The sequence below is a fragment of the Acidobacteriota bacterium genome (assembly GCA_009861545.1).
Lineage (GTDB): Bacteria > Acidobacteriota > Vicinamibacteria > Vicinamibacterales > UBA8438 > WTFV01.
Map to the genome: position 1 here is coordinate 1 of VXME01000042.1, position 21,428 is coordinate 21,428.

14 protein-coding genes are annotated in these 21,428 nt (G+C 69.4%); 5 read left to right on the forward strand and 9 right to left on the reverse strand.

What is annotated here, in order from left to right; translation table 11 throughout:
• Positions 1-783: 783 nt before the first annotated feature.
• Positions 784-2,085 (reverse strand): hypothetical protein, encoded by a 1,302-nt coding sequence (locus tag F4X11_06355; protein MYN64635.1) that lies wholly within the window; start codon positions 2,083-2,085, stop codon positions 784-786.
• 45 nt (positions 2,086-2,130) lie between these two features.
• Between F4X11_06355 and F4X11_06360 the strand changes: the two genes are divergently transcribed.
• From F4X11_06360 to F4X11_06370, 3 genes are all read left to right on the forward strand, one after another.
• Positions 2,131-2,829: a nucleotidyltransferase domain-containing protein gene (locus tag F4X11_06360; protein ID MYN64636.1), complete on the forward strand. Its 699-nt coding sequence runs from the start codon at positions 2,131-2,133 to the stop codon at positions 2,827-2,829.
• A complete protein-coding gene (locus F4X11_06365) occupies positions 2,741-3,172 on the forward strand; it encodes a DUF86 domain-containing protein (protein ID MYN64637.1) in 432 nt (143 codons plus the stop codon). The genes F4X11_06360 and F4X11_06365 overlap by 89 nt, the downstream gene beginning before the upstream one ends.
• A 123-nt stretch (positions 3,173-3,295) precedes the next feature.
• Positions 3,296-6,100: a TonB-dependent receptor gene (locus F4X11_06370; protein ID MYN64638.1), complete on the forward strand. Its 2,805-nt coding sequence runs from the start codon at positions 3,296-3,298 to the stop codon at positions 6,098-6,100.
• 144 nt (positions 6,101-6,244) lie between these two features.
• On the opposite strand, the gene F4X11_06375 is transcribed toward F4X11_06370, so the two are convergent.
• Both F4X11_06375 and F4X11_06380 read right to left on the reverse strand, forming a co-directional pair.
• The gene (locus tag F4X11_06375) at positions 6,245-8,407 is read right to left on the reverse strand and encodes a PQQ-binding-like beta-propeller repeat protein (protein ID MYN64639.1); all 2,163 of its coding nucleotides are present in this window, start codon (positions 8,405-8,407) and stop codon (positions 6,245-6,247) included.
• 52 nt (positions 8,408-8,459) lie between these two features.
• Complete coding sequence (locus F4X11_06380; protein ID MYN64640.1) at positions 8,460-11,792, reverse strand: CPBP family intramembrane metalloprotease; 3,333 nt, start codon at positions 11,790-11,792, stop codon at positions 8,460-8,462.
• A 156-nt stretch (positions 11,793-11,948) separates the two neighbouring features.
• On the opposite strand from F4X11_06380, the gene F4X11_06385 reads away from it, so the two are divergent.
• Entirely contained in the window at positions 11,949-12,506 is a 558-nt protein-coding gene (locus F4X11_06385) for a DUF1697 domain-containing protein (protein MYN64641.1), read from the forward strand.
• An 81-nt stretch (positions 12,507-12,587) separates the two neighbouring features.
• Here F4X11_06385 and F4X11_06390 read toward each other — a convergent pair whose 3' ends face one another.
• A complete protein-coding gene (locus F4X11_06390; GenBank protein ID MYN64642.1) occupies positions 12,588-13,355 on the reverse strand; it encodes an SDR family NAD(P)-dependent oxidoreductase in 768 nt (255 codons plus the stop codon).
• 86 nt (positions 13,356-13,441) lie between these two features.
• Positions 13,442-14,023 carry a tetratricopeptide repeat protein gene (locus F4X11_06395; GenBank protein MYN64643.1) on the reverse strand — a complete coding sequence of 194 codons (582 nt, stop codon included), beginning with the start codon at positions 14,021-14,023 and terminating at the stop codon, positions 13,442-13,444.
• Between the two features lie 89 nt (positions 14,024-14,112).
• On the opposite strand from F4X11_06395, the gene F4X11_06400 reads away from it, so the two are divergent.
• Positions 14,113-15,138 carry an EamA family transporter gene (locus F4X11_06400; GenBank protein ID MYN64644.1) on the forward strand — a complete coding sequence of 342 codons (1,026 nt, stop codon included), beginning with the start codon at positions 14,113-14,115 and terminating at the stop codon, positions 15,136-15,138.
• 4 nt (positions 15,139-15,142) lie between these two features.
• Here the strand turns inward: F4X11_06400 and F4X11_06405 are convergent, their stop codons facing one another.
• From F4X11_06405 to bla, 4 genes are all read right to left on the reverse strand, one after another.
• On the reverse strand, positions 15,143-15,472 hold the full coding sequence (locus tag F4X11_06405) for a multidrug efflux SMR transporter (protein MYN64645.1): 330 nt from the start codon (positions 15,470-15,472) through the stop codon (positions 15,143-15,145).
• Between the two features lie 55 nt (positions 15,473-15,527).
• A complete protein-coding gene (locus tag F4X11_06410; protein MYN64646.1) occupies positions 15,528-16,724 on the reverse strand; it encodes a transcriptional regulator in 1,197 nt (398 codons plus the stop codon).
• A gap of 9 nt (positions 16,725-16,733) precedes the next feature.
• On the reverse strand, positions 16,734-19,292 hold the full coding sequence (locus F4X11_06415; GenBank protein MYN64647.1) for a hypothetical protein: 2,559 nt from the start codon (positions 19,290-19,292) through the stop codon (positions 16,734-16,736).
• Between the two features lie 253 nt (positions 19,293-19,545).
• Positions 19,546-21,339, reverse strand: coding sequence for a subclass B3 metallo-beta-lactamase (gene bla / locus F4X11_06420; protein ID MYN64648.1), 1,794 nt, complete (start codon positions 21,337-21,339; stop codon positions 19,546-19,548).
• Positions 21,340-21,428 lie beyond the last annotated feature (89 nt).

The window sequence follows — 21,428 nt, forward strand, 5'->3', positions numbered from 1 at the left end:
TATTTTAAACTGGGGGCGGTGCGGGGGGGCGTGGCGCGGGTCTACCGCCGCCGGCGGTGGCGGCCGGGGGGGGGGCGGGGGCGCGGCGCGGCGCGGGGGGGGGGGGGGGATGCCGGCGGCGCCGGCGACGACCGCGATCTCGATCGTGTCCGGCAGCGTCACCTCCAGTTCGTCCCCGCCATCCAGACGGATGAACGGCCGCTGGTTGTCGGCGTAGCCCTGCGCGGTGCCGGTGCCGCGGTTCAGGCGGCGCACGCCGGCGTCGATCTCCCAGACCGGCCAGAGGTGGCCGTACGCGTAGTCGGTGCGGCCGTTGTGGGTCACGCTCCAGACCAGATCCTGCTCCCGGCCCCAGTCGGCCGGCACGCGGACCGTGAAGACGAACTGCTGCCGGCGGTTGTAGAAGTGGGTCGGCTGGCCGCGGTCGGCCGGCCCCGGCTCGAAGAAGTTGTTCGGCCCGACCGGGATGCTCGGCTGCTCCTGGTAGTTGCGGTTCAGGTAGCCGAAGACCATGGTGAACGACCCGTCGTCGTTCCGCTCCCAGCCCTCGAAGACCGGCTGCACGTTCTGGCCCCGGTTCCAGCGCTCCTGGGCGGACGCCGGCGAACCGATCGCCGCCGCCAGCAGGACGGCCGCGGCCACTGCACGAACGATGCGAATCTGACCCCTCATGATGCTCTTCCCGCGACCTCTCTCGACCGCCGCAACGGCACGAAGCCTCCGCGATCCACGACCGCGAAGGCTTCGCCCGAATGCGCGCGCAGGGCCGCACAGGCCCTGGTCCTAGTTGTCGTTGTTGGCGGACAGCGCCTCGCGCTCCGCCACTTCACTCTCGAACGCCTCGTCGTCGAGCTCGTACCAACTCACCCACGCGAAGCTCATCTCGTCGCTCGACCGCTGTCCGAAGCCGGCCCAGTTGGTCGGATCGTCGTTCCAGCGGTTCGCCTCGGAGTTGTCGTGCCAGCTCGTCACGTGCAGGATCGTGTCCCGCGGGAGCAGCGGCGCCACGTGGTCCTCGTAGTTGTAGACGATGTGCCAGCCGAAGTCCCAGTCGGCGCAGCTCAGGATCTCCTTGCTGTTGTCCGGGTAGATGGCCTCGAGGCACTGCCGCTTGCCGAGGTTGTGCAGGTGCGCCTGGAACGCCGTGATGCGGGAGTTCTCCTTCAGGCGGTAGTAGCCGTCGTGCCGCACGTTCGACGCCCCGGCCGGGATGTCGAGATCCTCGTCGTCGCCGACGTGGGCCGAGATGAGCTTCCGCTCCGGCACGACCCCCCGCGGGTAGAACTGCAGGCCGACCCGCGTGCGGTCGGTCGTCTCCACGCCGATGGCGGCGTAGTGCATGTTGAAGCGGATTTTCGAGTTGGCCTTGATCAGCCGGCCGGTGCCGTCCGGGAAGATGTCGCCGTTCTTGCCGAGGGCGTACTCGTTGAGGAACTCGCCGATGCCGCTGGTGTCCTCGGTGTCCTCGTTCACCATGCCGGTGACCGCGTGATGCACCACCGGGAAGCCCTCGATCGACGGCTTGGTCTCGACCGCCTTGATCCAGCGGTCCTCGGTCAGGCCCGACTCGGACTCGAGGTTGCCCCACCAGTTGGGCGCCTCGGCCGCGACGACGAACGGCTCGGGAATCTCGACCACCCAGTCCGGCTCGCCGATCTTCCACTCGGCGATGTCGCGGAACTCGCGCGGCGGCGGCAGGTCGGCGGGGTTGCCCCGCGGCGCGCCGGCGTCGACCCAGGCGGCGACCGTGGCGATCTCGTCGTCGCTCAGCGAGTAGTCGTACTTGAAGCCCTGGACGCCGATGTTGCGGTCGATGTACCACGGCGGCATCGCACGGGTGACGACCTTCTCGCGGATCGAACGCGCCCAGGGCCGCGACTCCTCGTAGGTGAGGAGCGACATCGGGGCGATGGAGCCGGTGCGGTGGCACTCCTGGCAGGAGCGCTGCAGGATCGGCGCGACATCCTTCGTGAACGTGATCCGCGCATCGTCCTGGGCGGCAACGGTCGACGGCGCGGCGAGGACGCCGAGCGCGAGGACCAGGACCGTGGCAAGACCGAGTCGGCAACCGGTTGTGAGTGACATCTTGGAGGCCTCCAGAGCCGAGCGTGCGTCGTTTACTTCCAGAGCATGAACATGATGTCTCGCCGCGAACTCCCGGACAACGCCGTCCGCGTCGGCGGGGTCCATGCGGTGCAGACTGCTGGCCGTCTATTGTGGACCAGCCGGCGCCGGAACGCCAAACGTTCTTTCGGCGTCGGTGTCTGGTACATTGGACACGGGATGACCGATCTCGAAGGGGTGCGCGACGACGCGATCCGCCGCATCGGCGACGACCTCGCGCGCGGGATGAGCATGGAACCGACCGTCCGGCTCGCCTGGCTGTTCGGGAGCCGGGTCAGGGGCACGGCGCGTGCGGAAAGCGACATCGACGTCGCGGTTCTCGTCGACGACGCCTGTGCCGCCGGACCGGGGGCGCTCAAGGACTCCTACTTCCGCGTGATTGGCGTCCTCGGCCGGACCGTCCGTAGCGACCTGATCGACTTGGTGATCCTTAATCACGCACCCCCGCTATTGCGACACCGGGTCGTGCGGGACGGCGTCCTGCTGTACGCATGCTCCGACGCGGAGCGGGTGCGCTTCGTACGGAGCACGCTCCGCGAGTATCTGGATATGGAACCCTGGTTCCGCGAGCAGACCCGCCTGCTGATACGCCGGCTCAAGGAGGAACGGGCACGCCATGATGGTCGACACCAGGATCTTCGCGAAGCGGCTCGGCGCCCTGGAAGACTATCTGCAGCGGCTGCGCAGCCTCGGCGAAGCCAGTGAGGCCGACTACCTCGCCGACCCGACGATCCACGACCTCGCCGCACGCTACCTGCATCTGGCGATGGAAGCGACAATCGACATCGCCAATCACTGGATCTCGGACGCGCGCCTGCGGACGCCGGACACCTATCGCGACTCCTTCACCTCCCTGGAAGAGGCGGGTGAGCTGGAGCCCGACTTGGCAAGACGCCTCCGAGAGTGGGCCGGATTCCGAAACGTGCTCGTGCACGACTACCTGACCATCGACCACGAAATCGCTTACCGGGCGATCCGCGACGACCTCGACGTACTCGACGCGTTCCGGCTCTGGGCGCTCGGCAAGCTCGACCCCGACGAGGCCTGACCGCCACACCGGCGAACCGCCGGTCACCCAGCCGCCGAAGACCGTCCCGCCGTCGGCCAGTCGCGCTGATGCCGAACTCGAAGCTGCTCTTCCGGCGCCGGTGTCTGGTACATTGAAGTTGGAATGTGTACGCCCGAATATCGAGACCGAAGATGGCTTAGTGCCGGCCCGATGACACGGACTCGGACAGGCCATGCCCAATATGCTCCCTCATCGCGCCCTGCCACGCGGGCGCCTCGCCCCTCTCGGTGCCGCGTGGCGCTTCATCACGGGCTGCTGGCTCTGGCCATGCTCCTGCCCGTGTGGACCGCACCCGCCTCCGATGCACGCGCGGCGACCCGGGAGAGCGACGCGCACGCGCAGACGGCGGAGGAGACAGACGCGCAGATCGAGACGTTGGGCCGCGCTCTCGGGATGGCGCCCGCCGAAATCGAGGCCCTGGGATTGTCACCCGCCGAGATGCAGACCCTGCTCGCCGGCTTCCGGGAGGAGACGGTCGTGGTCGGCTCCCGCGCCGAGGCCCGGAGCGTCACCGCGTCGGCGGTCCCGGTGGATGTTCTGACCGCCACCGACCTCCTCAGGCAGGGAACCGGAGACCTGAAGGAGCAGCTCCGCGCCATCGTCCCGTCGTTCAATACGAATACGCAGCCGATCCAGGGAGCGTCGACGGTGGTCCGCCCCGCCATGCTCCGCAACCTGGCGCCGGACCATGTCCTGGTGCTCGTCAACGGCAAGCGCCGGCACCGTTCGTCGGTCCTCGAATGGCACGGCGGCAACGGCGTCGCCTACGGTTCGCAGGGCCCCGACATATCGGTGATCCCCGCCATCGCGCTGCGGCAGGTCGAGGTGCTGCGGGACGGCGCCGCCGCGCAGTACGGCTCCGACGCCATCGCCGGCGTGATGAACTTCCAGCTCAAGGAGGCCCGCTCGGGCGGGTCCGTCGAGCTCAACACGGGGATGTACGGCGCCGGCGACGGCGAATCGGCCCGGTTCGCCGGCAATGTCGGCCTGCCGATCGGAGCGGACGGGTTCGCCAACCTGAGCCTGGAGTACGGCAACGCGAACCCCACCGACCGGGCCGCGACTCGGCGGGACGCGATTGCGCTCGTTGCCGCCGGCAACACGCACGTCCGCTCCGAGCATCCGCAGGTCTGGGGCGATCCGGACATCGACGACGACCTGATGCTGTTCGGCAACTTCGGCTACGCGCTGCCCGCCGGCGTGCAGCTCTACGGCCACACGAACTTCGCCCGCAAGAAGGTGACCCAGGGCTTCTTCTTCCGGAACCCGAACACCCGGCTCGGCGTGTTCAGCAACGACGGCGGGCGCACGCTGCTGATCGGCGACGTGCTCGCCGCCAACGGCAGGGGCTCGGCCGACTGTCCGACCGTGACCGTCACCGGCCATGTGCCCGACCCGGCGGCGCTGCAGAGGGTGTTCGACGACCCGAACTGCTTCTCGTTCCAGGAGATGTTCCCGGGCGGCTTCACGCCGCAGATGGGCGGCACGGCGCTCGACGCGTCGCTTGCGGGCGGCGTGCGGGGCGCCACCACCGGCGGCTTCGACTGGGACGTGAGCGGCTCGGTCGGCCTGCACGGCAGCGACCTGTTCATCCGCGACACCGTCAACGGCTCGCTGGGCCCCGCCTCTCCCACCGCGTTCGACGTCGGCGCGAACCGGCAGCGGGAGCTCAATCTCCACTTCGACGCTTCGTACGCCGTCACGGACCGGATCAACCTGGCCGCCGGCGCCGAGTGGCGGGACGAGCAGTTCCGGACGCTTGAGGGCGACCGGGAGGGCTGGCTGGTCGGCCCCTACGCGCGGCAGCGCTTCATGGCCGGCGCCAACGGCTTCTTCGGCTACGGCCCGCTGCACGCGGGCGCCTGGAGCCGCTACAACGTCGCCGCCTACGGCGATCTGGAAGTGACCGACCCGGGCGACGCGTGGACGCTGGGCGGCGCGCTCCGCGTCGAGAACTTCGAGGACTTCGGGACCACGACGAACGGCAAGGTCTCGGGCCGGCTCGGCTTCGTGCGGGGCAGCGTGAGCACCGGATTTCGCGCGCCGACCCCCGGCCAGCAGAACGGGTTCAACATCTCGAGCTGGTTCGACCCGACCGTCGGCGACCTGGTCAACAACGCCGTCATTCCGTCGATCTCGCCCGCCGCGCGGCTCCGCGGCGGCCTGCCGCTGGGGCCGGAGCAGTCGGTCAACTACACGGCCGGCGTGGTGTTCGACACCGGCTCGTTCACGCTGACGGCCGACTACTTCCACATCGACGTGTCCGACCGGATCGGGATCACGAGCAACTTCTACCTGACCGACGCGGAGGTCGCGGACCTGGTGGCCGGGGGGTTCGACGCGGCGGAGAGCGTCAGGAACTTCCGCTTCTTCACCAACGCCTTCGCCACCTCCTCGCGGGGCGTCGATGTCGTCACCACCTACACGCCGCTCGCGCTACGCGGGAACACCATCGTCAGCGCCGCCTTCAACCACACCGATACCCGGGTCGCCGACAACGCCAGGGGACTGCTCGACGGCCGGCGGCTCGCGGAGTACGCCTACGCGCTGCCCCGCACCCGCGGGAACGTCGGCGTCACGCAACGCCTCGGACCGGCCAGCCTGCTCGGCCGCGTCAGCTACTACAGCGGCTGGTACGACTACGACAGCGGGTACGGCGAGATCTTCGCGCCCTCGGGCGGCCTTGCCCAGGGCTTCTTCGCCGGCCGGCCCATCGTCGACCTGGAAGTCGGCTTCCCCCTCGGCGAGGGAGCGACGCTGGCCGTCGGCGGCCGGAACGTCTTCGACGTCTACTCCCAGGTATCGGCGATCGCGATGTCCGTCGGCGAGCGGTACAGCGAGTACACGCCGTGGGGCTACAGCGGCGCCTACTACTACGTGCGTATCGGCTACGGCTGGGGTGGGTGAGTCCGGCGGGCCGCGCGCATGCCGGCCGGCGAGATCCCGGCCGGTGCCTGATTCTCCGCCCGGAGTCTGCGTCGCGGGACGGCGCAGACTCCGGGACAGATCCGGTTGAGCGGAAACCGGAGTCAAAGGGCGGCGATTGAAGAGCTACCGGCCCAACTTGAACACGTACAGCGCGTTTCCGGTGTCCGGGTGCACGATGTCGGGGCTCAGCAGCGCCGGGACGCGGCGCGGACTGCCCCCGCCCAGCCCGGTCGACACCGCGATGTACTGCGCGCCGTCGACGCCGTAGCTGACCGGGAATCCCTGCACGGACGTCCCCAGCCGCGTCTCCCAGAGCACCTCGCCGGTGGCCGCGTCGTGGGCCCGGAAGTAGCGGTCGACGTCGCCGGCGAACGCCAGTCCGCCGCCGGTGGTCAGCACCGCGGTCATGAACGCGGCGCGCTGCTCGATGCTCCAGCGCTCCTCCAGCGTGTCGACGTCGTAGGCGGCCAGCTTGCCCAGGTTGCCGTCGGTGCCCGGCATCTCGAACCAGGTCCGGTCCGCCTGCGAACCGCCCGAGCCGATCTCCAGCGCCACCTCGCGGCCGGCGATCTCCAGGCAGCTCTGGCTCAGCGGGATGATCAGCGAGCGCGTCTGGGGGCTGTAGCCCGACGCGTGCCAGTTGTGGCCCCCGGCGGTGCTCGGGCAGACCGAGACCCAGTCGCCGATGCCCATGTCGGCGATGTCCTGCCGGTAGGTCACCACGCCGGTCTCCGGGTCGATGCTCTCGAACACGTTCTGGAAGACGGTCTCCACGTGCCCGAGGTGCTCGCCAGTCTCCCGGTCGAGCTTCCACAGGATGCCGTGCTTGCCGATGGTGAGCAGCGCCTTGCGCCCGTCGCTGTCGACGAGCACCTGCTCGAACCCCTCGTCGAGGTCGAGCGCCTCGCCCGGCACGTGCTGCCGGTACCAGCGGATCGAGCCGTCGGCAGGCTCCAGGGCCAGGGTCGAGTTCGTGTAGAGCGCCGGATCGTAGACCGTCAGTCCGCGGCTGACCGGCACCCACGGCTTGGCCTGCGCGACGGGCCAGTAGAACAGGTCCAGCTCGGGATCGTAGCTGCCGGGAATCCACGAGTCGCCCCCGCCGCGCAGCGCCAGCGGCAGGTCTCCCCACGAATCGCCCCCCGGCTCGCCCGGCGCGGCGATCGTCAGGCGGCGCCACAGCTCCTCGCCGGTCTCCGCGTCGTGCGCGGTGATGAAGCAACTGTCGGGCATGAACCGCGAGCAGCCGTTGATGCCGTTGACGACCCGCCCGCCGGCGACGATCGGGCCGCTGGAGTTCGAGTAGCCGTCGTTGTAGTCGGCCATCCGGCTCTCCCAGACCAGCTCGCCGGTGCGGGCGTCGAGCGCCACCACGTGGGCGTCGCGCGTCCCCATGTAGATCTTGTCGTCGTAGATGGCGAGGTTGCGGCTGTTCGCCCCGCGCAGCGCCTCGGGCAGCGGCCGGCGGTACTCCCACAGCAGCGACCCGGTGGCGGCGTCGAGCGCCTGCACCACGTTCCCGGGGTTGGCCAGGTACATCACGCCGTCGTAGACCAGCGGCGTCGGCTGGTTGCGCCCGTCGGCCATCGACCAGACCCAGGCGAGCTGCAGACCGCCGACGTTGTCGGGATTGATCTGGTCCAGCGGACTGTGCCCCCAGCCGTCGTAGGTGCGTCGGTAGATCAGCCAGTCCTCCGGATCCGGGTCCCGCAACATCTCGTCGGTGACCGGAGCGCGATCGGCGATGGGATGCAACGTGTACGTGCCGCCGGGCAGACCGGCCGCCGCCGCGCGCGCCAGCGGCTGACCGCTGGAAGTCTGCCCCGCCGGGGGCGCCGTCACCACCCCGCCCAGCGCCACGGTCCCGGCCGCGAAGTCGTTCTCCTGCAGGATGTAGGCGACGATGCTCACATACTCTTCCGGCGCCAGCGAGCCGGCGCTCTCCGGCGGCATCGTCACCGCGATGAGCTCCAGCAGATCCTCCACCGGCTGCTCACCCCACCCGGCGCGGAACGTCGGGCCGGCCAGCTCCGGCGCCTCGAACGAGCCCCTCAGGTTCGGCAGGTGGCACGCCGCACACTCCCGATCGTAGAGCGCGCGGCCCGCCTCGGCCTCCGCGGCGGTGTACGACGCCGAGGCGAGCTGCGCCGACGCAACCGCCGGCAACGCCAGCAGCGCCGCCGCGGTCAGCATCCCCCGGACCCCACTCTTCACGTGTCCGCCGAATCGTCGTCGCTGCATCAAGTGCCTCCCCGTCTGCTCCACGCATCGTAGCCGCTGAGACATGGTCGCCGCTACTGATCTCGCCTCGCCTCGGGCAGCCGCACGCTGAGACTGCTCATGATTCCACCTCGACTTGCCGCGCCGGCGTCAGGTGCGCAAACCAGCGCCAGGCGATGTACGAGACCGCGGCCGCGCCCAGCACCGCCCCGAACAGGGCGCCGCCGTAGGCCTGGTCCAAACCGCGCTCCAGGATGCCGGGCACCGTCATGGCGGCCGTCGCGAGCACCGCGACGGCCGGTCGGTCGCGCAACACCAACAGATAGGCGCCCAGCAGCAGCCCACCGCTGAGCAGGCCCAGGACCGCCCAGGACAAGAGGCCGTCCGGCGACGTCCCCGGCGCCAGCAGGGCCCCGACCAGCACCAGGGCGGCCCCGACGGCCACTTGCCGTCGTGTCCAGTGCGCGGTCAGCGTGTTCGCCGCGGTGACGATCAGCAGCGTCAGCACGGCCAAGGTGAAATATCGTTGCAGCGGCGCGACCGCGGCGCCCAGCCAGGGAGCCAGCGCGGAGGCGGGACCGTATGCGGACCACGGCGGCACGCCGCGGTCGAGCATGCTTCCGGCCACGGCGAGCACGCCGAGAGCCCCCAGCCCGAGGGCCAAACCGGTCAGGGCCGCCGGCTGGCGGTCGCTCGCCGCCGCGCCGCTCGCGGCCGCGGCGGTATGCCCGGCCAGCAATCCGAACAGGGCGGCGCCGAGGCCACCGCCGATGAGACCGCCCACCAGAGCGATCCCGACCTGCAGCGGCAGCGGTTGGGCCGTGGACAGGCCGCTCATGAGCAGCGGCCAGTTGTTCGCCATGGTGACGACCGCGGCGGACAACCCGATGCCCGCCACGGCCAGCCCGACTCTGATGTCGAAGGCCCCGCGCGTCCAGCGGACCACGGCCAGCACCGCGCCCGCCACCAGCAGCACGCCCAGCACGACGGCGGAGGCGACACCGGCGATCGACAGCGTCGTCCGCCGCTGCTCGTCGGCCCGGCGCCACTCCTCGGGCAGGAAGACGTAGCGCCGCGTGTCGGCCACCTCGTCGCCGGCAATCTCCACCGCCACGCGAGCCTCACCGCCGGCGAGGTCGCCGACGGCCTCGTCACGGAAGGTGAACGTCCAGTCGACGCGGGCGGGCCGCCGCGACTCCTCCGCCGATACCTCGGACAGATCCGCAACGGCGCCCATTCCGGCGAGCGCCTCCCGCGCCAACGTGCGCGCCTCGTCTTCCGACAGCGCGGCGCCCGCCGTGTCCTCCGCGAGCCGGTGCTCCCGGCGACCCGGTTCCCCGTCGGGGCCGACCCACACGATGTGCTCCTCGGCGCGCGCCGCCACGTCGCCCTCGAAGCGGGCGTAACGCACACGCCAGCCCGGCCTGCCCACGTACTCGTCGAGCAGCGCGCGGTAGCGTTCCTCTCCCGCCTCGGTCCAGACGAAGCGGTGCTGCAGCCCGAGGCCGCTCGCCACCCGGCTCGACTCGGTCCACGCATCGGGATCGACGCCCCGCGCCGCGAGCACTTCGCGGGCGGCGGCCACGGCCTCGGCCCGGCCCACCTCCAGCGGCGGCGACTCGCTCGGCGTAGCCGCGGCATAGGCCCAGAGCCCGAGCCCCACGATACCGATCGCCGCGACCGCCGGCAGGCCCGGCAACCCGGCCGCCTCGCGCACCGGCGGGGCCGCCGGCTCCACGGGCGCCTCCTCCGCGGGCGGGCTCCACGCCTGGTTTCGCAGCGCCGCGGGCGCCTCGATCCATCCGCCGCCGCGATAGCGGGCGCTGCCGACCACCCACAACGGGATCAGGAAGATCAGCCCGAAGATCGACTGATCCACCCACGCGCCCGGCGCCGACGAGACGAACAGCGGGATGCCGAACAGCACCGCGTCGAACGCGAAGTGCATGACGATGGCCGGCAGCAGTCCGAAACGCAGGTACAGCAGCCCGAAGATGGTCGACGGCACGATCAGCTCGATGAGCCGCGCGTAGGACGGCTGCGTCGGGTAGGCCGCGTGGCCGGCCCCGAAGATGACGATCTGCAGGACGAACGCCCCCGCGATCCAGGCCCGGCGGTTGCCGAACCGGTCACCGATGAGGGCGGCGCCGGCCAGCGGGACCGCCCGGAACAGGCACTCCTCCCAGAATCCCGCCTGCAGCGAGATGGCGAGCGGGCTGAGCCACGGCAGCACCGTGGCGAGCGAATCGGGGTTGACCAGCGCGTCGGACGGCGACCACCAGCCGAGGTAGCCGATGGTGAGCCAGTAGAAGGTGACGAGAAACGCCAGGTCGATGCCGACGATCAGGTAGCCGGCCACGGTATGGCCCAGCACCGTCCACGAGCGGGCGCCCTCGCGCGACCAGACGCGCCAGAACTGCAGGTGCTCGGGGAACGCGCGCCGCGACAGGCTCTCGGCGGCCATGAACGAGAGCGTGAAGACACCGGTGAACGCCAGGAACGCGGCGATCTGCGTGGTCACCTGCTGGATCGCGAAGCTGGTTTCGGATGTCGCCGTGTCGTAGCCCATCCACAGCAGCGGCCACTGGTTCAACCCCGACAGCAACTGCGCGAAGGCAATCGACGCGCCCCACACGAGCGGCATGCGCCACAGCACCCGCCGCTGCCGGAGCAGCACGAACAGCCCGACGCCGAGGCCGCCGACGCCGTAGACGAGGAGCATCGCGAAGCTGCCGGCGATGGTGATGCCCTCGTTGGCCGAGCGCATCCGCTCGAAGCGGCGGTCGAAGGCCTCGGGAACCTGCAGCAGGTGCGTCAGCTCGCTCAGCCGGTCGCCGCTGACGACCAGGCGCAGGCGGAAGCGGCCCTCCCCGGCCTGTACGTCCGTCCGCTCGTAGACGAACGTGTGGTCGACCCGCCCGCCCGGATGCTCTTCCTGTGATGCCTCCACCGGCGCGTAGAGATCGAGCGTGACGTTCCACGGGACACCGATCCCATCCTCCGCGATGGCGCGGGCCGCGTCGGGGTCCAGCGCGGGGCCCGGCTCGTCCTCCGACAGCCGCTCGCGGAAGCCGTAAGGCGTGCCGTCGGGACGGAAGCGCACCTCCGCCTCGCGCACCTCGCCCCCGCGGAAGTGCCGGACGACCCACTGGTAGGGTTGGAACGGCCCGTCGGCGAGCAGCCCGGCGAACGCATCGGGTCCACCCCCTTCGAGCTCGACGAAGCTGCGCACCCGGTCGTCCACCCGGAAGCTGGCCGCCTGCCGGAAGTCCGACGGTCCCCAGTCGAGCTCGCCGGCGAGCCGCCGCGCCTCGGACAAGGCCGTGGCCCGGTCCATCTCCAGGTCGAGCTCGACGATGGAGAACGCGCGCGGGAAGTTGGTTACCGCGAACGCGGCGCACGCGACGGCGAATGCGGCGAACGCCGCCCAGAAAACCGGTTTCCGGAACATGGCCTACTCCATGGGGAAGCGATCGCTGCGCGAGGCAATCGAGTTCGGGGCTGCCGGCGCCCTGCTCGTTCGCCTGCGTCTTCCGGCTCGGCGACCCACCGGGCGGGAAGCGCCGTTTGAGTTTCCTCGCTATTCCCGTCAGTGTAGAGCACATCCATGCCACAGGACACACAGTGCTTTATCGCGCTGATGCGCGGCCTCAACGTCGGCGGGCAGAACGTCATCGGCAAGGACGACCTGGTCCGCTGCTTCGCGGATCTCGGGTTCGACAGCGTTCGCACGTACATCCAGAGCGGCAACGTGCTGTTCCGCTCGGAAGAATCGCGCGTGGCGACGCTGACCGGCGCGATCGAGGCGGCGCTTTCCGAGCGGCTCTCGAACCCGGTGCGGGCCGTCGTCCTCGCCCGCGCGCGCTACCGGGCCGCGGTGGCGGCCGCCCCGGACGGTTGGGGCAGCGACGACGACCGGAAGCACAACGCGGCGTTCACCCTCCGCGGCGTCACGCCGCAACGGGTCATCGCGCAACTGCCCCTCCCGAAGGAGGACATCGAAACGGTCACCGCCGGACCGGGCGTGATCTTCTGGTCCATCTCGAAGCGGCACCAGACCCGGACGACGTGGATGAAGGTGGCCGCGGCCCCCGTCTACCAGCACGTCACCGTCCGCAACCACCGGACGGTCTTCAGGCTGCGGGAGCTTCTGGAAGCGCTGTAGGCCGGACCTGCCGGGTCAGCCGCGACAGGTCCCGGCCGCGGCGAGTCGCAGCCGCAGCTACGTCCCGGCCGCGGCGAAGGACTACAACCGTGCGCGCTGCTTGTCGGCGCGTGCCCTCGTCACCAGCAACCAGTCCGGCAGGTGCCGTACGAGGTAGCGCACGAGGACGGACATCCGCCACGGGAACTCGCAGACCTGCTTCTTGCGCCGGATGGCCCGGGCCATGAGTGCGGCCGCGCGCTCGGTCTCCATCAGGAACGGCATGCGGAAGCGGTTGCGGTCCGTCATCTCCGAGCGCACGTAGCCGGGATGGACGAGCGTGGCCCGGATGCCGGCCAGCGCCCAGTCCGGCCGCATGCCCTCGATCAGGCGGGTGAGCGCCGCCTTGGTCGCGCAGTAACCTGCCGCGCCGGGGAGTCCGCGGTATCCGGCGAGACTCGAGATGGCGACGACGTGGCCGGCCCTGCGCTCCCGCATCGACGGAATGACCGCCTCGATGGCGTAGAACGCGCCGAAGACGTTCACGCCGAACTCGGCTTCGAGCGCGTCCGCGTCGGGCTCCAGCGCCTCCGTGCCGAGTGCGATGCCCGCGTTGACCACGAGCAGGTAGATGGGGCCCAGCCGCTCGGCCAGCGTCCGCATCGCCTCGTGGACCTCGTGGCGCTGTGCGGCGTCGGCCGCCACGCATTCGGCGCGGGCGCCGGTCGCGCGAATCGCGGCGGCCAGGCTCTCCAGCCGATCCAGGCGGCGGGCGGTCAGTCCGAGGTTGTATCCGTCGCGGGCCAGCTCGAGGGCCAACGCCCGCCCGATCCCGCTCGACGCGCCGGTGACCACCGCAACTCGTCGCATGCTTCTCTCACTAGTAGAGCCGATCGCTGCTGCATTCTACGCGCTGGCACGCAAGGCTCGGCACACGACTCGATGGACCCGTTTCGTCAGTCCAGCCGGGCCAGACGGTCCGCGCATTCGGCCACGCCGGCCTCGACCCCGACGGCGCTGTACAGGTCTCGAGCCCGCTCCCACAGTATCCGGGCCTCCTCGACCTGCCCCAGCTCCTCCTTGAGGATCGCCATCGGCCGCAACGCATTGGCGTGATCCAGCTTCGCGGCGCCCGTCACGTGACTGCCATAGAGGGACAGTGCTTCCTCGTAGCACGCCTCGGCCTCGGTCAAGCGCCGGGCGTGCCGATGCACGTCTCCGAGATGCCGCACGGCATGGGCCAGCCGGAGCGGATCGGCGACGGCCCGCGCCACCGTGACCGCTTCCTCGAAGCAGGCACGTGCGGCGTCGTGGCGCCCGGCGTCCTGCTCGACGTGGCCGAGCTTTCCGAGCGCCACGACCAGCTCCCGGTCGGCGCCGGCCGCGCGGCAGATGGCGATCGCCTCGACCAGATACCCACGCACTTTCCCCGCGACGGCTCGGGCATCGGCCTCCGCGGCGGGCGGTGCGGCCAGCTTGTCACGACGGAGAGCCCAGGCTTGCCGGATGAGCGTCAACGCGTCAGCGGCTGAAGGCATCCGGGAAGTCTAGTGGCAGGCTCGATTGCGACCTCCGACCGTAGTCATTCGTCCACGGTAGGCAGGGGAAACAGGGCACGTGAACGGGGATGCGACGGAATCGCCGCCGGAAGGAACGAACCCGCCTCCGCGCGGGCGGGAACGGATCCGTCCCCGGTGCTAAACTACGCGGTTTCCGCGGCGCCTCGCTGGCCTCTTCCTGCGCTCGTTGCCGATTTCACCGTGGTCCCATGACCCATCCCTCGCGCGTTTCGCTCGTGGCCGCCTTCGCGGCCGTTTACATCATCTGGGGGTCGACCTACCTGGCCATCAGCTGGGCGGTGGCGGAGATCCCGCCCTTCCTGACGGCAGGCGGGCGCTTCCTCGGCGCCGGACTCGTCTTCGTGGCGCTGGGCGTACGCGCGGGCGCGGCGCGGCCGACCGCCCGCGACTGGCTGACCACGGCGCTCATCGGCCTGCTGATGGCGGTCGGCGGCAACGGGTTGGTGAGCTGGGCGCTGCAACGCGTGCCGTCCGGCATCGGCGCGCTGCTGGTCGCGATGGTGCCGTTCTGGGTGGCGCTGATCGACTGGTTGCGGCCCCGCGGCGGGCGGCCGCCGGGACAAGTGATCCTCGGGCTCGCGCTCGGTTTCGCCGGCGTCGCGCTGCTCGTCAACCCGACCGACATCGCCGGCGCGCGCACCCTCGACCTGGTCGGCGCGGGAACCATCGTCGTGGCCAGCCTGCTGTGGGCGACCGGCTCGGTCTACTCCCGCCACGCGTCGCAGCCGGCGTCGCACTGGCTGTCGGCCGGCATGCAGATGCTCGGCGGCGGCGCCGTCCTGATGGCGCTGTCGGCGACCACGGGCGAGTTCTCCACGGTCGACTGGACCACCGTCTCCCCCACCGCCTTCGGGGCCTGGGTCTACGTCGCGGCGTTCGGGTCGGTGGCCTACGGCTGCTACCTGTGGCTGCTGAAGGCGTCCACCCCGGCCAAGGCGGCCACCTACGCCTACGTGAACCCGGTCATCGCCCTCTTCCTCGGCTACCTGCTCGCCGACGAGACGCTGACGCTCTGGTCGATGGGCTGCTCGGCCGTGGTCGTGGCCGGCGTGCTGCTGGTCGTGTCGCGCTGACGGCTCAATGCAGTTGCGACCCCGACCACAGATTGATGACGGCGACGCCCGCGATGATGAGCCCCATCCCGACGACCGCGGGCGGATCCAGCCGCTGGCCGTGCACGACCAGGCCGAGCAGCGCGATCAGGACGATCCCGACGCCGGCCCAGATCGCGTAGGCGATGCCGACCGCCAGCCGCTCGAGGCATAGCGACAGGAAGTAGAAGGCGGCGCCGTAGCCCACCACCACCACCGCGCTCGGCAGCAGGCGCGTGAATCCCTCGGTCGACTTCAGCGCGGTGGTGGCGGCCACCTCCGACGCGATGGCCAGCGCCAGGTAGAGGTAGTGCATTTGCTCGATTCCCTTGCGTAGCGGAAGGGACCGGAAGGTAGCCGGATCCTCCCGGCTATTCACCCTGTTGGTTGCGCGAAGGATCGAGCCGAAACGTCACCCTGACGTACCGGTTGCGATCGTCCTGTGCAATCTCCGGCTCACTCCCGTTGAACTCACGCATGTCTCGACGCATCATCGGCCAACCTCTTCCCCGCTGCTCCATGAATCCCATGGCAAGCATGTAGTTCGCCAGAGACTCGTTGCGCGAACGGGGATGGGCACCGGCGCGAACGCTCTCCACGCTCATGTGGTTGGGTAGCGTGCCCGGGCTCGTGACGTCGACATGCCGGCCAAAGACCTCGAACAGCACTTTGGATCCCGTAATGGAGTAGTCACGGTGTACGACCGCGTTGACCAGTGCTTCCCGAATCGCCGGCCGTGGCAGCAGCGGGCGATCCTCGCGGATCAGCCCCCGATACGTCTCGAATCGCCCAAGGCCGGCGAACCAGCCGACCGCTCTTTCGACCTGCTCGTCCAGACGTCCGCCGGCATCCGCTACTTGCAGCGAATCAGAAGCCCTGTCCTCCCCGGCGTAGGCGACACACTCCACGCGGAAGCTCCGTGTCTGTGGATAACGCTGCGGGTCCCTGCCGAATGCCAGCACGCCGTAGAGCGTGGCCCGCAACGCGTCCCCGCTCTTCGTCAGGACGCCGCGATTGCGTAAATCGTCTTCCTCGGCCGGCTGCGGCTCCTCCTCGGTGTCGAGACCGAGTGCGCGCAGATAGGCGCCGAATCTCGCCAGGTCGATGTGACTCGACGTTGCAGCCAGTATCGAGCGCTCTTCGGTCAGTATGTACCCGAAGTCGTTGTAGAGATCCTGCAGCTCGCTCGGCGACGGCTCGACGCTGCTGCGTGCACGCCGCACCCACACGCGACCGTCGTAGCGCAACGGCTCGAGGCCGCGCTGCCTGGGAACCTCGATCCAGTGCACCCATCCCGACGGATCGTGATGTCTTCCACACAGCGCCGATACCGGTGCGCTGCAGCCGGTCTGAAGAAAGCTCGTCAGGCGTTCCTGAACGCTCTCCGTATCCTCTCGGACGCCCACGATTGTCTGCGAGTCGTCGACGCCCAGGATGATCACGCCGCCCTCGGTGTTCGCGAACGCGCACATCGCCCTCCCGATCCCCGGCAAATCGAGCCCGCGCTTGAACTCTGTCGAGGCGCCCTCGCCGGCCGCGATGCGTTCGAGTACGCCAAGCCACTCCATCCTGAGATCTCAGAATCCGTATTTCAGACGCCGGAGGCGAAACGCCTCGTCGCCGCCGTCGACGGTCTGCACGATGGCGTCTCGAACGGCCGGCTCTTCGATGGCGCCAGCGCGGGCCACATGGCCACGGCTTGCGGTAGCTTCCAGGTGAATGACCTGATCCGCATCGCCGTTCACGACGATGTTGGCGTTGTGCGTTGCGACAACGATCTGCCGGCGTCCCTTGAGCCGCTTGAGGGCGGGGAGCACCGTTCCAAAGAGGAACCTGTTGTCCAGCTCATCCTCGGGCTGATCGATCACCAAAGGACGATCGTCATTCGTCTCCAGCACCAGAGACAGCAACACGCTCACCCGCTGACCGCCGGAGAGGTCGTCCAGCCGCCGGTAGCTGCCGTCGTCCATCCTGAGCTGGATCAGATAGCGGTCCCGGCATCGAAGGGCCGCCAGTTCTCGTCTCTTCGCGGCGGAGAGACACTCCTCGAAAGTCGCCTCGACAGCGGGACTCATGTCAACCTTCCACAACTGCCCGGCCGTGAGCCCTTCGAGCAGTTCCTCCGGTGAGGGTCGCTGTGCGTCTTTCAGCTCGTTCCACCACCGCGTGATGCCCTTTTGCCTGAATGCCTTCAGGAACTTCTCCAGCGGATCGCGACGACCGGCGTCGACCCGCCGCACGGATATCCGACCACCGAACTCCGTCCGAATCACTTGGATGACTCGGTCGAACGCTTGCCGTTGCTCATTCACGAGGCCCTGCCGGTCGGCAAGCAGCGTGGCGAACGAGCGCTTGGCGGCGATGCACTTGCTGTGCACCTCCTCCAAGTTCGCCTGATAGCTCGGCACAAGAGACGCCTGACGGTTCAGCGCCTGAAACTCCCTGATTCTTGCCCCGTCCAACCCGCGAGCCGCCAGCTTTTGGTCGACCTGCTCTCGTACGGCTCGCTCGTGGGCGCTCAACGCTTTCGCGAACGAAGCAGATGCCGCTTTCGCGCCGGCCAGGTCATCGTTCACGGAGCGAAGCAAGCCGCGAATGCGCTCCCAGCGCGTCTGAAGGTCGTCTTTCGGCTCGCTCAGATTCGCATCCCGCAACACATCCGCTACGTGGTCATCGATCTCCGGCAGTTCGAACCCGTCCACGGCGCCCTGCACGCGTCCTGCCTCTGTCGTCAGCTCCTCCGTGAGTTTCTCGACCTCTCGCCAGCGGCGAACGTCGCGCGAGGCGCGGTGCAGCTCGTCTATTCCAGCATCCGAGAACGCGTCGAGCTCCTCGGCCGCCTTACGAGTCCGCTCGAGCGCCTGCTCCGCGTCGGCAAGCTCCTCGTCGAGCTTCGCGAGGTACCTGGCCGCACGAGCCAGTTCCTCGTCCAGTGCATTCAAGCGCCCGTCACGCACCTGAATGTCCTCCCGCTCCGAGACCACTAGGCGCGCCAGAACGTCCTCCACGGCCTCGGGTTCCTGAGCCAGCCGCTGCAATTCGCTCTGCGTATGGAACACGGCGGGCCACCGCAGGCGCGGCGACTCGGTCGGATCCTGGCCGGGACAGTCCAGCGTGACCTCCGGCGATCCGCCGAGAAAGCCGTCGCGACCCCGCTTTTCGACCTGCTTCCTGAGACCGTCGTCTTGAGGCAGGCTTGCTTCCACGTGCACGCGCAGACCATCGAGCAACGTGCTCTTGCCCGTCATGCTGCCGCCGATGATGCACGTCAGGTCCGGGCTGAGCTCGAAACGACTCTCTGAACGGCTCCCACCGCCGCCACGAAAGAACGACGCTCCCCCCGTTACCGTGACGGACTTGAGCCACGGTCGCGCGTTCAGGGTCACGTCGGGGAGATTGGAAATCTCGGTCAGTTCGCCGTCCGCGCCCCGTTGGTACGCGATCCTCATCCGAGAGTCGCTTGCAATGAAAGCCTGCCGTAGCGCCTCGATCCGTGGATTGGCGAGCTTGAACCACGTGTGTCTATGCCCGACGTCGCTGATCGAATAGGCGTCGCTCCCGTGGAAGAACGCCTGGCGGTATCGGGTCATGCCATCCGCCAGCCACGAGCGATCCTTCAAGGTGTCTTCGGTCAGCTTGTTGTCACCGAGCTCGAGACCCGCCAGCTCGACATGTGGAAAGTCCCGCAACACCTGGGCCTTTTGTGCGCCCAGCAGACCCTTGTCGGTCTCGATATGGGGTGCGAGCGTGAGGTAGTTCCACTGCCTCCCGCCGTCTCGCTCCCTGGGCGACTCCTTGCCGTGAAAGGCCCGCAGCTCGTTGAACGCGTCGCCGGCATCCTTGTTGGACACCTGAAGCTCGTTGCCGAGCCACGGAGTCACGCCGCCCATGGCCAGGTTGAAGGCCCTGAAGTAGCGGTCACGCCCGACTTCCGGATCGAACAGGAACAACAGATGCAGCCCTCGACTCCCCTGCCTGAACGACGGTTCGAAGCCCGGGAACACCGCGTACACCTTGTCCCGGAACGGCGTCCCGTCGTCGTCGTCGCCGCTGCTCCACTCTTCCACGATCCGCCACACCGCGCTGGCGGCGGCGGCACTCCCCATGCGAGGCGAGTGCGGCGTGATGCCGAGCACTCGTACCCCTCGCTCCGCCGCACACTGCAAGAACCGTCGAGCGTAGGAGGTGAGCGTCTCTTCCGATTCTGGAGACCCGCTGACGCCGGGCGGCAGCTTCGCCCGCCCGCCGGGACGATCGTCGATCGTGTGGATGTGGAGGTCCGCCTTGAACCAACGCGCCCCGGGGACCTCCCGCCGCCACCGGTCGGTGTCTCGTCGCACGAACGACATCACGGCCTCCGTTGTCGCGACGAACACACCACGATCGACGTCATTGGCGCTCGGACTCGAGCTGCGCGAGGTAGAGCTGCTCCAGCCGCTCCACCGCTTCGCGGAAGCCCTCCGGGTCGACGAACGTGTCGGGGCTGTACTCCTGCCCCGGCTCGTACTTGTCGTGCAGGCCGTACTGCCCGCCGTGGGCGGCAACCCAGACGTCGACGTCCAGCGCCTTCTGCTTGCGGAACGTCTCGGCGAAGTCGTCGGCCACGCCGGGGTAGGTGGGATCGACGACGAGCTGCTTGCCGGGGTTGATGGTGGCCATGTTGGCGATGGCCACGTTGTAGTCGCGTCCGCCCTCGCTGACCGTCATCAGGTAGCTGGAGCTGCCGGCGGTGTGTCCCGGACTCAGCATCACGGTCAGGCGCGCGTCGCCGAGCTGCAGCACCTCGCCGTCCTCGATGACGCGGTCGACCGACACGGGCCGGAACGACTGCCGGCCGCCGAAGTGCGGATCGCTGAAGCCCCCGTCCTCCAGCACCGGCGCGTCCTCGGCCGTCGCCCACATCTCGGCCCCGACCGCCTCCTTGATCTGGGCCAGCGCGGCGGTGTGGTCCCAGTGCGCCTGCATCTGCAGCAGCACCCTGACGTCCTCGAGCCGGAACCCGAGCGATTCGATGTTGTCGCGGATCAGCGGAATCGAATCCTCGAGCCCGGTGTTGATCAGGAAGTGCCCCTCGTCGGAGGTGACGAGGAACACGGCCAGATCGTAGGTGCCGACGGCGTAGAGGTTGCCGATGACCCGGTGCCCGGGGAACGGGCGCGCCCAGCCGTCCGGCTGCGCGGCGGCGGTCGCGGCGGCCTCCGCTTCGTCCACGCGAGCGCCGCCCAGGATCCCCGGCATGCTGTAGTTCCCCTCGTGACAGGCGTACTCGTACAGCGGCTGGTCGGTCCGCTGCATCGGGATGGACGCCGTCCACGGACGCGTCCAGGTCTGCGGATCGGTGACGGTGTAGGTGTACTCCAGCGTGTCCGCGTCGACGCGGGTGAGGCGTTCGACCAGGGTCATGTCCGGGGTCGTGCCCCGCCATCGGCGCTGGTCGTAGAAGTTCCCGGTCTCGATGACCAGGGTGTCGCCTTCCCAGCGGCCGCGCGAGTCGCCGGACCACTGCCGCATGTGCTCCGGCAGCGGCGGGCGGCCGTCGAGCGGGACCACGCGCACGGTATGGACCATCTCGGTCACCAGCACCACCTCGTCCGGGGTCTGGAAGACCTGCAGGTTCTGGTTGTAGCCGCCGGGGGTGATCGGCGGGCCGGCGTTGAAGCCGAGGATGCAGCGATCGTAGGCGCTGCGGTCCAGCCACGAGTCGGCCGGGTGGTCACGCCGGTAGGCGCGACTGGCCTCCGTGCGCTCCCGGCCCTCCGGCGACATCTCCGGGAGCCGGCCGTTGGGCGGATCGACGATGAGCGACGTGCGCCGCGTGCCGACGGTGCGCGTGCCGCGGTCGAGCCAGAAGTTGTTGTAGAAGCCGGGGGCACCGTCCTCCCCGCGGTCCACGCTCTCGGTGGCCGTGGTGCGCCGGGCGGCCCGGTTGGCGAGCTCCGTATTGCGGTCGACCACCTCCTGCTCCAGGTTGGCGGCCTCTTCCGCGGTCAGAAAAGCCTGATCGCCCAGCTCCTCCGGGCGTTCCAGCGGCGTGATGGTGCGAAAGTCCCAGATGCCCTGCAGATCCGGATCCCCCCACCCCGTCCGCAGGTCGGTCTGGGCGGTGGACGGAGCCGCCGGCAGCAGCACGAGTGCGGCCAGCACGGCCGCGGCGCTCACGGACGCGAATACCCTATGGCGCATCGGAATCCCCCCTGTGTCTTGTCGAGTCTGCCCAATATACCCTCTCGCCCGGCCGCATCAGCGTCTCGTCGGGCAACCGGTGACGGCGT